This window comes from Pantoea sp. SGAir0418 (assembly GCF_043529865.1).
The window spans coordinates 1,642,448-1,655,936 of record NZ_CP027911.1; the positions used below are offsets into that span (position 1 = coordinate 1,642,448).

Annotated in this window: 13 protein-coding genes; 11 read left to right on the plus strand and 2 right to left on the minus strand. The window is 59.6% G+C overall.

Translation table 11 applies throughout. The features are described from left to right. The first annotated feature begins 5 nt into the window (after positions 1–5). Together C1N84_RS07420 and C1N84_RS07425 are read left to right on the plus strand one after the other, a co-directional pair. Positions 6–866, plus strand: a complete 861-nt coding sequence (locus C1N84_RS07420; RefSeq protein ID WP_058757359.1) for a ketose 1,6-bisphosphate aldolase — start codon at positions 6–8, stop codon at positions 864–866. Position 867: 1 nt separating this feature from the next. Then, the gene (locus C1N84_RS07425) at positions 868–1,920 is read left to right on the plus strand and encodes a carbohydrate kinase family protein (protein ID WP_166720678.1); all 1,053 of its coding nucleotides are present in this window, start codon (positions 868–870) and stop codon (positions 1,918–1,920) included. Here C1N84_RS07425 and C1N84_RS07430 read toward each other — a convergent pair. Further along, positions 1,857–2,603 (minus strand): response regulator, encoded by a 747-nt coding sequence (locus tag C1N84_RS07430; protein WP_264442995.1) that lies wholly within the window; start codon positions 2,601–2,603, stop codon positions 1,857–1,859. The two genes, C1N84_RS07425 and C1N84_RS07430, sit on opposite strands and share 64 nt — an antisense overlap. Positions 2,604–3,057: 454 nt before the next feature. Between C1N84_RS07430 and C1N84_RS07435 the strand changes: the two genes are divergently transcribed. Beyond that, entirely contained in the window at positions 3,058–4,356 is a 1,299-nt protein-coding gene (locus C1N84_RS07435) for an NCS2 family permease (protein ID WP_021509817.1), read from the plus strand. Positions 4,357–4,616: 260 nt separating this feature from the next. Further along, complete coding sequence (locus C1N84_RS07440) at positions 4,617–4,991, plus strand: hypothetical protein (RefSeq protein ID WP_264442997.1); 375 nt, start codon at positions 4,617–4,619, stop codon at positions 4,989–4,991. 46 nt (positions 4,992–5,037) lie between these two features. Here the strand turns inward: C1N84_RS07440 and C1N84_RS07445 are convergent, their stop codons facing one another. Further along, positions 5,038–6,492, minus strand: coding sequence for an AMP nucleosidase (locus tag C1N84_RS07445; RefSeq protein ID WP_264442999.1), 1,455 nt, complete (start codon positions 6,490–6,492; stop codon positions 5,038–5,040). 74 nt (positions 6,493–6,566) lie between these two features. On the opposite strand from C1N84_RS07445, the gene C1N84_RS07450 reads away from it, so the two are divergent. The 7 genes from C1N84_RS07450 to C1N84_RS07480 all read left to right on the plus strand — a co-directional run bounded on the left by C1N84_RS07450 (position 6,567) and on the right by C1N84_RS07480 (position 13,385). Continuing rightward, complete coding sequence (locus C1N84_RS07450) at positions 6,567–6,728, plus strand: hypothetical protein (RefSeq protein WP_155519940.1); 162 nt, start codon at positions 6,567–6,569, stop codon at positions 6,726–6,728. Positions 6,729–6,890: 162 nt separating this feature from the next. Beyond that, positions 6,891–7,949 (plus strand): branched-chain amino acid ABC transporter substrate-binding protein, encoded by a 1,059-nt coding sequence (locus C1N84_RS07455; protein ID WP_021509821.1) that lies wholly within the window; start codon positions 6,891–6,893, stop codon positions 7,947–7,949. 81 nt (positions 7,950–8,030) lie between these two features. Then, positions 8,031–8,945, plus strand: coding sequence for an ABC transporter permease subunit (locus C1N84_RS07460; RefSeq protein WP_021509822.1), 915 nt, complete (start codon positions 8,031–8,033; stop codon positions 8,943–8,945). Between the two features lie 10 nt (positions 8,946–8,955). Then, positions 8,956–10,239 carry a high-affinity branched-chain amino acid ABC transporter permease LivM gene (livM, locus tag C1N84_RS07465; protein WP_088516815.1) on the plus strand — a complete coding sequence of 428 codons (1,284 nt, stop codon included), beginning with the start codon at positions 8,956–8,958 and terminating at the stop codon, positions 10,237–10,239. Then, positions 10,232–11,107, plus strand: a complete 876-nt coding sequence (locus C1N84_RS07470; protein WP_264443006.1) for an ABC transporter ATP-binding protein — start codon at positions 10,232–10,234, stop codon at positions 11,105–11,107. The genes livM and C1N84_RS07470 overlap by 8 nt, the downstream gene beginning before the upstream one ends. Further along, entirely contained in the window at positions 11,100–11,849 is a 750-nt protein-coding gene (locus C1N84_RS07475) for an ABC transporter ATP-binding protein (protein WP_058757363.1), read from the plus strand. Before C1N84_RS07470 ends, C1N84_RS07475 begins: the two co-directional genes overlap by 8 nt. Before the next feature lie 120 nt (positions 11,850–11,969). Next, positions 11,970–13,385 (plus strand): EmmdR/YeeO family multidrug/toxin efflux MATE transporter, encoded by a 1,416-nt coding sequence (locus C1N84_RS07480; protein WP_058771133.1) that lies wholly within the window; start codon positions 11,970–11,972, stop codon positions 13,383–13,385. The last annotated feature ends 104 nt before the right edge of the window (positions 13,386–13,489 follow it).

Genomic DNA, 13,489 nt, shown 5'->3' on the forward strand with positions numbered 1-13,489 from the left:
GTTCCATGGCACTGATCTCTCTGGCGCAGGGCCTCGCCCATGCGCAGCAGCACGGTTACGCGCTCGGCGCGTTCAACGTTCTCGACACCCACTTTCTGCGCGCGCTGTTCCATGCGGCGGAACAGCAGCGTTCGCCGTTTATCATCAACATTGCCGAGGTGCATTTTAAATACGTCAGCCTGGAACCGCTGATCGCCGCTATCCGTGCCGAAGCGGCGCTGCACGCCATCCCGGTGGTGCTCAACCTCGATCACGGCCTGCATTTTGATGCGGTGATGCAGGCGATTCGCCTCGGCTTCACCTCGGTAATGTTCGATGGTTCAACCCTGAGCTATGACGAGAACATTCGCCAGACGCGGGAAGTGGTGAAGATGTGCCACGCGCTGGGCATTTCGGTCGAGGCCGAGCTGGGCGCCGTGGGCGGCGATGAGGGTGGCGCGCTGTTTGGCGAAGCGGACAGCAATAAATTCACCGACCCGGCGCTGGCGGCGGAATTTGTCCAGGCAACCGGCATCGACTGCCTCGCCGTGGCCATCGGCAACGCGCACGGCAAATACAAAGGCGAGCCAAAGCTTGATTTTGACCGTCTGGCGGCGATTCGCGCAGCGGCCGGCATTCCGCTGGTGCTGCACGGTGGTTCCGGCATCAGCGACGCCGATTTCCGCCGCGCCATCAGCCTCGGCATCCACAAAATCAACTTCTACACCGGTATGTCGCAGGCGGCGCTCGGGGCGATTGAAACGCAAATCACCCAGCGCGACGCGCGCTACGACTCGTTCGCCGAACTGTTAATGGCGGTTGAACGCGATATCGCCAGCGTTGTGGCCCAGCAGATGCAGGTGTTTGGCAGCGCCGGGAGGGCCTGACATGGCAGCACGCAACGGCATTCTGGCGGCGGGTAACATGCTGGTGGATCACGTGCAGCGCATCAGCCACTGGCCAGAACAGGGCTGGCTGGCGGAGATTAGCCACAGCGAGAAATGCAGCGGCGGTGCGGCGCTGAATGTGCTGTTTACCCTGGCGCGCATGCAGGTCGGTCTGCCGCTGGCCGCCGTGGGGATGCTGGGCGAGGACAGCGACGGCGATTACCTGCTGCAGCTGCTGGATGAACATCATGTGGATCGTCAGCACGTACAGCGTACCGGTGCGGCAGCCACGGCGATGACGCAGGTGATGACCGCGCCGGACGGTCAGCGCACCTTTTTTCACGCGCGCGGGGCTAATGCGCAGCTCGATGTGGCGCACTTCGCTCACCTCGCCACCGCGCACCGCATCTTCCACCTCGGCTATCTGCTGTTACTGGATAAGCTCGATCAGCCCGATGCGCAGTACGGTACCCGCAGCGCCCGGCTGCTGGCGGAGATGCAGCAGCGTGGCTATCTCACCTCGCTCGATCTGGTTTCGCGCGCCGGCGAGTATCAGGCGCTGGTGAAGCCGGCACTGCGCTGGCTCGATTATCTGGTGATTAACGAACTGGAAGCGCAGGCGCTCACCGGCATCGAGCTGCGCAGCAGTGGCACGCTGGCGTCACCGGCGGCTTTTGCTGCTGCGGCACGCTGGCTGCTGGCACAGGGTGTGCGCCAGCGCGTGGTAATTCATGCACCGGAAGGCGCCTGGGGCCAGCAGTCAGCGGGCGACGGCCTGTGGCAGCCCGCCTGGTGCTTAGCGGCAGAGGAGATTGTCGGCAGCGTCGGGGCGGGCGATGCCTTCTGCGCCGGCGTGCTGTACGCCAGCCATCAGAACTACAGCCTGCAGCAGACGTTAAAGCTGGCCCATACCTGCGCCAGCTTTAATCTGCATGCGGCCAACGCGCTGGACGGCATCCGGCCACTGAGCGAGATGCAGCGCTGGATGGATCAGGCGATTTGCGTTTCGCGCGCCGCGGCGGACGGGCGCATCACATCGGCGGAAAAAACATAGCCCAGTCCGCGAATGGTGCGGATCAGGATCGGCTGATGCGGATTAGCCTCGATTTTGCGTCTGAGGCGCATGATCAGCACATCAATGGTGCGATCGAACACGTCAAGGCTCTCGCTGTGGGTCAGCTCCAGCAGCTGGTCGCGCGTCAGAACCTTACGCGCGTGGCCGACCAGCGCGCGCAGCAGGCTGTATTCGCCCTGGGTGAGCGGTACGCTTTCACGCTGCGGATTGAACAGCTGACAACGCACATCATCCAGCCGCCAGCCGTTGAACTGCCAGCCCGCATCGGCTGCTGCTTCCGGCTGCGCCAGTCGCCCGCAGCGGCGTAGCGCCGCACGGGCCCGCGCCACCACCACGCGGGGATTAAAGGGTTTGGCGATATAGTCGTCGGCACCCATCTCCAGTCCAACCACCATATCGGCTTCCGATCCCATGCCGGTCAGCATGATCACCAGCAGTTCAGGGCGCTGACGCTGCATCTGCTGTAATACCAGCAGGCCGTTGGTATCGGGCAGCATCATATCCAGCATCACCAGGGAGATTTCCGGATGCTGCGCCAGCAGCGCCAGGGCGTCGCGCCCCTGATGACAGCTATAAACGGTAAACACATGTTCGCTCAGCACATCGTGCAGCAATTCGCAGATGGCACGATCATCATCAACGACCAGAATCGCGGGCTTCATTGCACTGCCTCTTTTGTTGCGAAAGGGTTAAACGCAGTGTAACCCGGCGTTTTTAAGCTGCTGAAACGCGCAGCAGAAACGTGAGCGCCATCGCCTGGCAGAGTGTGAAAGCGTGCGTTACCGCAATATTTCATCCCCTGCTGCGCACGGCGGGAAAACGTTTGCGCGCAGGTGGTGCAATGCACCATAATCGCGCCTCGTTCTGGTTCAGAATTTTCTTAGCCGCAACGGCACGCTGAAACGGAAACGATTGCGTCAGGGAGTGGCATAGCAATTGCTATGTGGACAGGGGATAGCACACGACGTTCTGCTGCCAGCGGTGGCAAAACGCCGGCATAAAAAAATAATTTTCCTCACTTTTTCCGCGTCAGCTTAGCCACCACGCGCGGAATAGCGGGAAAACGCCTTGGCAAGAGAGAGCAGGCCTGCGGGCCGTCTCCGCTGATGAGAGATGATGATGTTAGAAAAACTTTTTAAGTTAAAAGCTCACCACACCACGGTGCGCACCGAAATCATTGCCGGTATCACGACCTTTCTGGCAATGGCCTACATCCTGTTTGTGAACCCCAGCATCCTCGGGGCGACCGGTATGGATAAAGGCTCGGTATTTGTTGCCACCTGTCTGGCCGCGGCCATCGGTTCGATTCTGATGGGCCTGATCGCTAACTATCCGATCGCGCTGGCACCGGGCATGGGCCTGAACGCCTTTTTCACCTACACCGTGGTGCTGCATATGGGCTACACCTGGCAGATCGCGCTGGGTGCGGTGTTCCTCTCGGCGGTGATCTTCTTTGCGCTGTCGATTTTTAAAATTCGCGAATGGATTATTGCCAGCATTCCGCTGCCGCTGCGTGCCGGGATTGCGGCAGGCATTGGCCTGTTCCTCGCACTGATTGCGCTGGAAGGGGCGGGCATCGTGGTGGATAACCCGGCTACGCTGGTCGGTCTGGGCGACCTCACCAAACCGGGTCCGCTGCTGGCGCTGCTTGGCTTCTTTATCATTGTGGTGCTGGAAGCGCGTCGCGTCACCGGAGCCGTACTGATCGGCATTCTGGTTGTTACTTTTATCTCGATGGGCATTGGCCTGACGCCGTTCGCGGGCGTGTTCTCTGCGCCGCCGTCGATTGCGCCGACCTTTATGCAGCTGGATATCGCCGGCGCGTTCAACGTAGGCCTGGTGAGCGTGATCTTTGCGTTCCTGTTTGTCGACGTGTTTGATAACACCGGCACGCTGCTGGGCGTGACGAAACGCGCCGGTCTGGCCGATGAGCAGGGCAACGTGCCGAAAATGGGCCGTGCGCTGATCGCCGATAGCGCCGCTGCGCTGTTCGGTTCACTGCTGGGTACCTCAACCACCACCAGCTATGTGGAGTCCGCTGCGGGCGTCAGCGCCGGCGGCCGTACCGGTCTGACGGCGATTGTGGTCGCCATTCTGTTCCTGCTCAGCCTGTTCTTCTCGCCACTGGCGGGTAGCGTGCCGGTCTACGCCACGGCGCCAGCGCTGCTGTTCGTCGCGGTGCTGATGGCTTCCGGTCTGGCAGAAATTGACTGGAAAGATGTCACCACGGCGGCACCGGTCACCGTGACCGCGCTGACCATGCCGCTGACTTACTCGATCGCCAACGGTATCGCCTTTGGTTTTATTACCTGGACGGTGGTGAAACTGCTGAGTGGCCGCACCAAAGAGGTCAATGCGGCGCTGGTGATTCTGTCGATTCTGTTTGTGATTAAACTCGGCTGGCTGAGTGCCTGATTCTGTGTTACGGAAGCCCGCCCGGGCTTCCGTGTAATTTGTTACATTCGCGCAATGATTGTTTGCGTGATGTCTCGCAATTCCTGCCCGTCCCCACTTTTCTCTTTCAGGCCTGTTGTTTACTGTCTCTCCGTAAATTCTGCCATGCGCAAATTTTTTGCCTGCAGTGGCGGGATCGTGGAATGTTTAATCGCTGCCGCTCTGCTTAAATAGCGGTGTAGTGAGGCGATGACACAAGGTTGCTGAAGAAGGACAAGATAATGGATTATCCCGTTTGCACGCTGCCGCATCGGTTGCCGCCTCGCCTTCTGGCGTTAAGAAATCAGGGAGCACCGCTAATGGTACGATTAACCCAACACGTAGAACAGCTGGCGAACACCACCCAGCTGTTACAGCAGGATGTTGCGGTCCTGACCGCGCGTTTTGAAAACCTTGCAACCAGAGCGGACGTGGAACGCGTGCGTACCGAACAGGGACTGATGTGCAATCAACTGATGAATGAGATCGGGCAGGTGGAGAAACGCATCGATAAAAATTTCGAACGGTTAAATGACAGACTGATCTGGACCCTCATGTTGCCGGCTCTCATCGCCGTACTGGCATGGTTTGTAAAAGTGGCGGTGCTGAAAATTTAAGGTTGCCAGCAGAAATCCGGCCCGTCCATGGGCCGGAACAGCGGATTTAGCGGAAGGGCGGTTCGTTGAAGGTGCGTAGTTTCCTGGAGTGCAGTTTGTCACCCTCGGCGCGCAGCAGCTCAACGGCGCAGATGCCAATCTGCAGATGTTCCGAGATCGCGCCCTCATAGAAACGGTTGGCCTGGCCGGGCAGCTTGATTTCACCGTGCAGCGGTTTATCCGAGACGCACAGCAGGGTGCCGTACGGCACGCGGAAACGATAGCCCTGTGCGGCAATGGTGGCGCTCTCCATATCCACCGCCACCGCGCGGCTCAGGTTGAAGCGTAACGCAGATGCGGAGTAGCGCAGCTCCCAGTTGCGGTCGTCCGTGGTGACAACCGTACCGGTGCGCAGGCGCTGCTTCACCTCTTCGCCGGGCATACCGCTGACTGCTTTGGTGGCGTCGTACAGGGCACGCTGCACCTCCGCAATGCTCGGGATCGGGATATCCGGTGGTAATACGCTGTCCAGCACGTGGTCGTCACGCAGATAGGCGTGTGCCAGTACGTAATCGCCGATGCTCTGGCTTTCACGCAGGCCACCGCAGTGACCAATCATCAGCCACGCATGTGGGCGCACCACCGCGAGGTGGTCGCAGATGGTTTTGGCGTTCGACGGACCGACGCCAATATTGACCAGCGTGATGCCGCGACGATTGGGCGAGGTTAAATGCCAGGCGGGCATCTGATGCTTCTTCCACGCCAGATCCGACATCATCGCCGTTGGGTCCTGCGTTTCCGCCGTGATCACCACATCGCCGGCGCAGGCGAGACTGTCGTAAGGCGTGCTGGGGTCCTGCACCTGCTCAATCGCCCAGCGCACGAACTCATCGACGTAGCGCGTGTAGTTGGTGAACAGCACAAACGGCTGGAAGTGTTCTACCGCGGTGCCGGTGTAGTGACGCAGGCGCGCCAGGGAGAAATCGGTGCGCAGCGCGTCGAAATGCGACAGCGGGAATAGCGCGTCGGCGTTGAACAGGCCATCAGCGGTTTCATCGCCGATCTGCGACAGTTCGGTCGTCGGAAAATGGCGCGCAATACTGGCGCTCATGGAGCGGTCCAGCGACAGGTCGGAGCCATCAATCACATAGGGATAAGGGATTTCCTGCTGTGACGGGCCCACCTCAATCAGCACGTCGTACTCTTTTTCGATCATCTGCAGCTGTTCGCTGAGATAGTGACGCAGCAACGCCGGGCGCGTGATGGTGGTGCTGTAGCGACCGGTGTGGGTAAAACGTCCCCAGGCGCGGGTGCGATTTTGCTGCGGGCCTTCACCCTGCCAGGTGATGCGCAGCTCCGGATAGACAAAAAGCCCCTGCTGGCGCAGCCCGGCGTCCGGCAGTGTGCCGCTGGCAGTGAATGTGCGAATGGCGTTGCGCAGCGCTTCAACCGCGTCGTCATACATACGCTCCAGTTGATCCAGCGCCTGTTCGGTGGTCAATCCGTTCCGTTGCGTATTCATAGATTCTCCTTCAGCAATTTGGACCGATTTGACCAGAGCATAGCGGATAAACCTCTCATCACGATGAAGAATCTGTGATCGACCGCATTCTGCACCATCACGGTGCTGGTAGGCGGCAAAAGGCTGGCTATGTTTATCAGGTGCAGGGAGGCCACATCGCACGTTTTCCGCCCGGCTGCGATGCCGCTGCAAAAAAATTGTCACCGATTGTCTTCTCTGGCGAGCTTTTTGCTTAAATTTCAACCGTGGTCGCGCTGACCACACTGCTCTCGAAGTGTTTCAGATTGATTTCTCCCAGGCCGTGGTATGGCTCCGTTCCTGACCCGTTGAGGATTGAAAGCATGTCTTTGAAATTCATAAAACACCCATTGAAGGTGGTGATGGCAGGTTGTTTAAGCATGGCGTTCTACGCGCAGGCTGACATAAAGATTGGCGTGGCCGGTCCGTTTACCGGACCGAATGCTACGTACGGTACACAATACTGGAAGGGCGCCAGCCAGGCCGCGGCGGACATTAACGCTGCGGGCGGCATAAACGGTGAAAAAATTGTGCTGGTGCAGGGCGATGACGCCTGCGAACCCAAGCAGGCGGTGGCCGTTGCCAACCGGCTGGTGGATCAGGACAAAGTGATGGCGGTGGTGGGCCATTTCTGCTCATCCTCGACCATGCCAGCCTCAGAGGTGTATGACGAGGCGGGCGTACTGGCGATTACGCCCGGTTCAACCAATCCACAAATCACCGAGCGCGGCATGAAAACCCTGTTCCGCATGTGCGGGCGTGATGACCAGCAGGGGACAATTGCCGCTAATTATATTCTCGATACGCTGAAAGCGAAGAAAGTGGCGGTGATCCACGACAAAGACACCTACGGTCAGGGGCTGGCCGATGCCACCAAAGCGGCGCTGGAGAAACGCGGCGTCAAAGAGGTGCTGTATGAAGGGCTGTCGCGCGGTGAAAAAGACTTTAACGCGCTGGTCACCAAAATCGGCGCGGTGAAACCGGATGTGGTCTATTTCGGTGGCTGTCATCCGGAGGCGGGTCCGCTGGTGCGTCAGATGCGCGAGCAGGGCGTTAATGCGGCTTTCTTCTCCGGCGACTGCATCGTGACGGAAGAACTGGTGACTGCCGCCGGCGGTCCGCAGTTCACTAAAGGCGTGTACATGACCTTCGGCAATGACCCGCGCACCATCGCGGATGGCAAAGCGGTGATTGAAAAATTCCGCGCCAGCGGTTTTGAGCCGGAAGGGTATACGCTGTACGCCTACGCCTCCATTCAGGCTCTGGCCGCCGCCTACAAAGCGGCAGGTAAAGACAATGCCAAAGCCAGCGACTGGCTGAAGGCCAACAGCGTTGACACCGTGATGGGCAAGAAGGCATGGGACGAAAAAGGCGACCTGAAAGTCTCGGATTACGTGGTCTATCAGTGGGATGACAAAGGCAAATATCACCAGCTGTAATTCGCCTTGCGGCCCCGCGCGCAGCGGGGCCGTTCGCATCTGAGCGTGACCTGTGCACGCCTTCCACCTGCGAGAGACAATATGGACGCCTTTTTTATACAGCAGCTGATTAACGGCCTGACGCTGGGCGCGGTCTACGGGCTGATCGCCATCGGCTACACCATGGTTTACGGTATTATCGGCATGATCAACTTCGCCCACGGCGAGGTGTATATGATCTCTGCTTATCTGTGTGCGATCGGGCTGGCGCTGCTCAGCTACTTTGGCATTCACTCCTTTCCGCTGCTGATCTTTGGCACGCTGTTGTTCACCATCGTGGTCACCGCCGCTTACGGCTGGGCCATTGAGCGCATTGCCTATCGCCCGCTGCGCAATTCCACCCGGCTGGCACCGCTGATCTCTGCCATTGGCATGTCGCTGATCCTGCAAAACTATGTGCAGCTTAGTCAGGGACCGAATCAGCAGGGCATTCCCACCTTGCTCAGTGGCGTGCTGCGTATGGAGATCGACGGCGGCGTGGTGCAAATCACCTGGACCAAAGTGTTTATCCTGGTGGCGGCGCTGTGCGGGATGGCGCTGCTGACCTGGATTATCCAGTACACCAAACTGGGCCGTATCTGCCGTGCGGTCCAGCAGGATCGGCGCATGGCGTCGATTCTCGGTATCAATACCGACCGGGTGATTTCGCTGGTGTTTGTCATCGGCGCGGCGATGGCCGGGCTGGCCGGGGTACTGGTTACCATGAACTACGGCACGTTTGATTTCTACGCCGGCTTCATTATCGGCATCAAAGCCTTCACCGCGGCGGTGCTGGGGGGCATCGGTTCGCTGCCCGGTGCGATGCTGGGCGGTTTGCTGCTGGGCGTGGCCGAAGCGCAGTTCGCCGGGCTGGTGAACTCCGATTACAAAGATGTGTTCTCGTTTTCGCTGCTGGTGGTGATTTTAATCTTCCGTCCGCAGGGACTGCTGGGCCGGCCGCTGGTCGCCAAAGTGTGAGGAAGCCAGAATGAATGCAATGACGCAAACAAGCGGCATCCGTCAGGTGCTGCTCGACACGCTGCTGGCCGGTGCCGTCGCGCTGGTGGTGTTCGGCCCGGTAGTGGGCGTGGTGCTCAGCGGCTACAGTTTTACGCTGTCGCCGCTGCGCGTGGCGCTGCTGGTGGCGGTGGTGATGGCAGGACGTTTGCTGCTGGGGCTGTTTCTGCATACCGCCGTGGGGCGCCGTTTTCTGCGCAAGTTTGAGGGCAACGATGACGGCGTATACGTGCGTGAACCCGGGTACCGCTCGCGCCTGCGCTGGATAATACCGCTGCTGCTGGTTGTGGCCCTGGCGTTTCCGTTTCTCTCCAGCAAGTATCTGCTGACGGTGGCGATTCTCGGGCTGATCTATGTGCTGCTGGGACTCGGGCTCAATATCGTGGTCGGCCTCGCCGGGCTGCTCGATCTGGGCTATGTGGCATTTTACGCCATTGGTGCCTACGGGCTGGCGCTGGGCTATCAGTATCTCGGGCTGGGTTTCTGGAGCATGATCCCCATCGCTGCGCTGCTGGCGGCATTGGCCGGTGCGCTGCTGGGCTTTCCGGTGCTGCGCATGCACGGTGACTATCTGGCTATCGTCACGCTCGGCTTCGGTGAAATTATCCGGCTGGTGCTGAATAACTGGTTGTCGTTCACCGGGGGGCCGAACGGCGTCTCGGTGCCGTCACCGACCTTTCTCGGCCTTGAATTCGCCCGCCGGGCAAAAGAGGGCGGCATACCGTACCACCAGTTTCTGCATCTCGATTACAACCCCAACATGAAGTTCATCTTTATCTACGTGGTGCTGGTGCTGGTGGTGCTGCTGGTGCTGTTTATCAAGCACCGGCTGACGCGCATGCCGATTGGCCGGGCGTGGGAAGCTTTGCGTGAAGATGAAATCGCCTGTCGCGCTATGGGGCTGAATCACGTGCTGGTGAAGCTGTCGGCCTTCATGCTCGGTGCCTCAACCGCCGGTATTGCCGGGGTATTTTTCGCCAGCTATCAGGGGTTCGTTAATCCCACCTCGTTTACCTTTTTTGAGTCCGCGCTGATTCTGGCCATCGTGGTGCTGGGCGGGATGGGCTCGACGCTCGGCGTGGTGCTGGCCGCGTTTGTGCTGACGGTGGCGCCCGAGCTGCTGCGCAGCTTTGCCGAGTACCGCGTGCTGCTGTTTGGCATGTTGATGGTGCTGATGATGATCTGGCGTCCGCGCGGCCTGGTGCGCACCGCACGCGTCGGGGTGCCGCTGAGAAAAGGAGTACGCCATGAGTGATGCCATCCTGCAGGTGGATAACCTGATGATGCGCTTTGGCGGCATCAAAGCGCTGAATGATGTCAGCCTGCGCGTGGAGCGCGGCTCGGTCACCGCGCTGATTGGCCCCAACGGCGCGGGCAAAACCACGGTATTTAACTGCCTGACGGGATTTTATCGCGCCAGCGGCGGGCGCATCGTGCTCAATGCCCATCAGCGCAGCACCGATGTGATTCAGGTGCTGGGCCAGAGGATTCAGCCGGGTGACTGGCTGCGGCCGGCGCGGCTGGGCTCGCGTATCTGGTACAAGATGTTTGGCGGCGCACATCTGGTCAACCGCGCCGGTCTGGCGCGCACCTTTCAGAACATCCGCCTGTTTCGCGAGATGTCGGTGGTGGAGAACCTGCTGGTGGCGCAGCATATGCAGGTCAACCGTCAGCTGCTGGCCGGCATTCTCAATACCCGCGGCTATCGGGCAGCGGAGAGTCGCGCGCTCGATCGCGCTTTTTACTGGCTGGAGCGCGTCGATCTGGTCAGCAGTGCCAACCGGCTGGCCGGTACGCTCTCTTACGGCCAGCAGCGCCGGCTGGAGATTGCGCGCGCCATGTGCACCCGGCCGGAGCTGATCTGCCTGGATGAGCCCGCAGCGGGGCTTAATCCGGTCGAAACCGAGGCGCTGAGCCAGATTCTGCATCAGCTGCGCGCCGATCACCGCATCAGCGTGCTGTTGATTGAACACGATATGCCGATGGTGATGCGCATTTCCGATCACATCGTGGTGCTGGATCACGGTGACGTGATCGCCCAGGGAACGCCGCAGCAGATTCGACACGATGCGAAGGTGATCGCCGCTTATCTCGGCGCGGAAGAGGAGAGCGAGCATGGCTGAAGCAATGCTGGCGTTTGAACAGGTGGATGTGTTTTACGGCCCGGTGCAGGCGCTGAAACAGGTGTCGCTGACCGTGGCGGAAGGGGAAACCGTGGCGCTGATAGGAGCCAACGGTGCGGGAAAATCCACGCTGCTGATGTCAATTTTTGGTCAGCCGCGCATTGCCAGCGGCGAAATCCGTCTGCGCGGTGAGCCCATCAGCCAGCGGTCGACCCATTTTATCGCCGCCAGCGGCATTGCTCAGGCGCCGGAAGGACGGCGCATCTTTCCGGATATGACGGTGGAAGAAAACCTGCTGATGGGCACCATCGCCATCGGCGAGCGCTACATGAAGCAGGATAAAGAACGCATGTATACGCTGTTTCCACGCCTGCTGGAGCGGCGGAAACAGCGGGCAATGACGCTCTCCGGCGGCGAGCAGCAAATGCTGGCGATCGCCCGCGCGCTGATGAGCCGGCCGCGTCTGCTGCTGCTGGATGAACCCAGCCTCGGGCTGGCCCCGCTGGTGGTAAAGCAGATTTTCAGCATCCTGCGCGAGCTGACGCAGCAGGGCATGACGCTGTTTCTGGTGGAGCAGAACGCGCGCCACGCGCTGCAACTGGCGGATCGCGGTTATGTGATGGTTAATGGCGAAATTCGTCTGAGCGGCAGCGGCAGCGAACTGTTGCACAACGAAGAGGTGCGCAGCGCCTATCTGGGTGGCAGCGTCGGCGCGGGCGGGGAGTCAGCAAAAAGTTTGTAATAATGATTAAATGGTGACGGGAAACACTTTGCATAATCGTTAGCAGCCTATCATCATTATTACTCTACTTCTTAACCAAAGTGATTTGGTACTCCCTTGCAAAATCCTGGCGTAGCAGTAATGCGGGCGATCAGAAACACGGCGTGGTATCCCAAACGCCGTGCTTATCGCACGCTGTTGTGGCGTGAAATCACCCCACTGGCGGTGCCCATCTTTATTGAGAACCTGTGCGTGATGCTGATGGGGGTTCTCAGTACTTTTCTGGTGAGCTGGCTGGGCAAAGAGGCAATGGCGGGCGTTGGGCTGGCCGACAGCTTCAACATGGTGATCATCTCCTTTTTTGCCGCCATCGATCTCGGCACCACGGTGGTGGTGGCGTTCAGCCTGGCCAAACGCAACGGCAAGCGTGCGCGTGCGGCGACGCGGCAGTCGCTGGGATTGATGACGGTGCTGGCGTTTGTGCTGGTCATCGCCATCGAGTTCTGGGGGCATCTGATCGTTGATGTGATTGCCGGTAACGCCGAGCCGCAGGTCAAAGAACTGGCGCTCAGCTATCTGCAAACCTCCGCGTGGAGCTATCCGGCGGCGGCGATTGCGCTGATAGGCAGCGGCGCGTTGCGCGGTGCCGGCAACACTAAAATTCCGATGCTGATCAACGGCGGCATGAATATCCTGAATATCATCATCAGTAGCGTGCTGATCTACGGTGCGCTTGGCTGGGAAGGGATGGGATTTGTCGGTGCCGGGCTGGGATTAACCATTTCACGCTATATCGGCGCGGCGGCGGCCATTTACGTGCTGTATCGCGGCATCAGTCCGGCGCTGAAAATCACGCTGGCCAGCTATTTCCGCCGCTGGGATCGCAACATCCTGATGGAAGTGCTGGGGATTGGCGTACCGGCCAGTATCGAATCGGTGCTGTTTAACGGCGGCAAACTGCTGACGCAGATTTTTGTCGCCGGCATGGGCACCAATGAGATCGCCGGTAATTTTATTGCCTTCTCCATCGCCACCCTGATCAACCTGCCGGGCAACGCGCTGGGTTCTGCGTCGACCATTATCACCGGCAGGCGCTTAGGGAAAAATCAGGTGATGCAGGCGGAGCGGCAGATCAAGCACGTATTCTGGCTGGCGATGATTGGGCTATGTACGCTGGCGTTTATCACCGTGCCGCTGGCGGGCACGCTGGCGCGATTCTACACCCGCGATCCGCAGGTGATTGAGGTAACCAAACACCTGATCTGGCTAAATGCCGCCTTTATGCCTATCTGGACCGCCTCCTGGGTGCTGCCGGCCGGACTAAAAGGCGCGCGCGACGCACGGTACACCATGTATGTATCGATGTTCAGTATGTGGGGCGCGCGCGTGGTGGCCGGTTATCTGCTCGGCATCGTGCTGGGCATGGGGGTGATTGGCGTCTGGCTCGGCATGTTCCTCGACTGGACGATGCGCGGTATCTGTTTCTGGTGGCGTTTAACCAGCGGCAAATGGCTGAACAATTACCGCAAAATGCTCGCGAAGAGCAGTGGCCCGTAGGGCTGAGGAATCCCCACAAAAAGACAGGCACAGGGTTTTGTGATCGGGTTATTGCGCCAGCAAAAAAAGATCGCACCCTATGCCTGCCATACCCGGCCCCGCCT

Bases quoted from the DNA above. Each gene is read 5' to 3' on its own strand.
- C1N84_RS07420 (WP_058757359.1), top strand. From the start codon at position 6: ATGGCACTGATCTCTCTGGCGCAGGGCCTCGCCCATGCGCAGCAGCAC.
- C1N84_RS07425 (WP_166720678.1), top strand. From the start codon at position 868: ATGGCAGCACGCAACGGCATTCTGGCGGCGGGTAACATGCTGGTGGAT.
- C1N84_RS07430 (WP_264442995.1), bottom strand. From the start codon at position 2,603: ATGAAGCCCGCGATTCTGGTCGTTGATGATGATCGTGCCATCTGCGAA.
- C1N84_RS07435 (WP_021509817.1), top strand. From the start codon at position 3,058: ATGATGTTAGAAAAACTTTTTAAGTTAAAAGCTCACCACACCACGGTG.
- C1N84_RS07440 (WP_264442997.1), top strand. From the start codon at position 4,617: ATGGATTATCCCGTTTGCACGCTGCCGCATCGGTTGCCGCCTCGCCTT.
- C1N84_RS07445 (WP_264442999.1), bottom strand. From the start codon at position 6,492: ATGAATACGCAACGGAACGGATTGACCACCGAACAGGCGCTGGATCAA.
- C1N84_RS07455 (WP_021509821.1), top strand. From the start codon at position 6,891: ATGGCGTTCTACGCGCAGGCTGACATAAAGATTGGCGTGGCCGGTCCG.
- C1N84_RS07460 (WP_021509822.1), top strand. From the start codon at position 8,031: ATGGACGCCTTTTTTATACAGCAGCTGATTAACGGCCTGACGCTGGGC.
- livM (WP_088516815.1), top strand. From the start codon at position 8,956: ATGAATGCAATGACGCAAACAAGCGGCATCCGTCAGGTGCTGCTCGAC.
- C1N84_RS07470 (WP_264443006.1), top strand. From the start codon at position 10,232: ATGAGTGATGCCATCCTGCAGGTGGATAACCTGATGATGCGCTTTGGC.
- C1N84_RS07475 (WP_058757363.1), top strand. From the start codon at position 11,100: ATGGCTGAAGCAATGCTGGCGTTTGAACAGGTGGATGTGTTTTACGGC.
- C1N84_RS07480 (WP_058771133.1), top strand. From the start codon at position 11,970: ATGCGGGCGATCAGAAACACGGCGTGGTATCCCAAACGCCGTGCTTAT.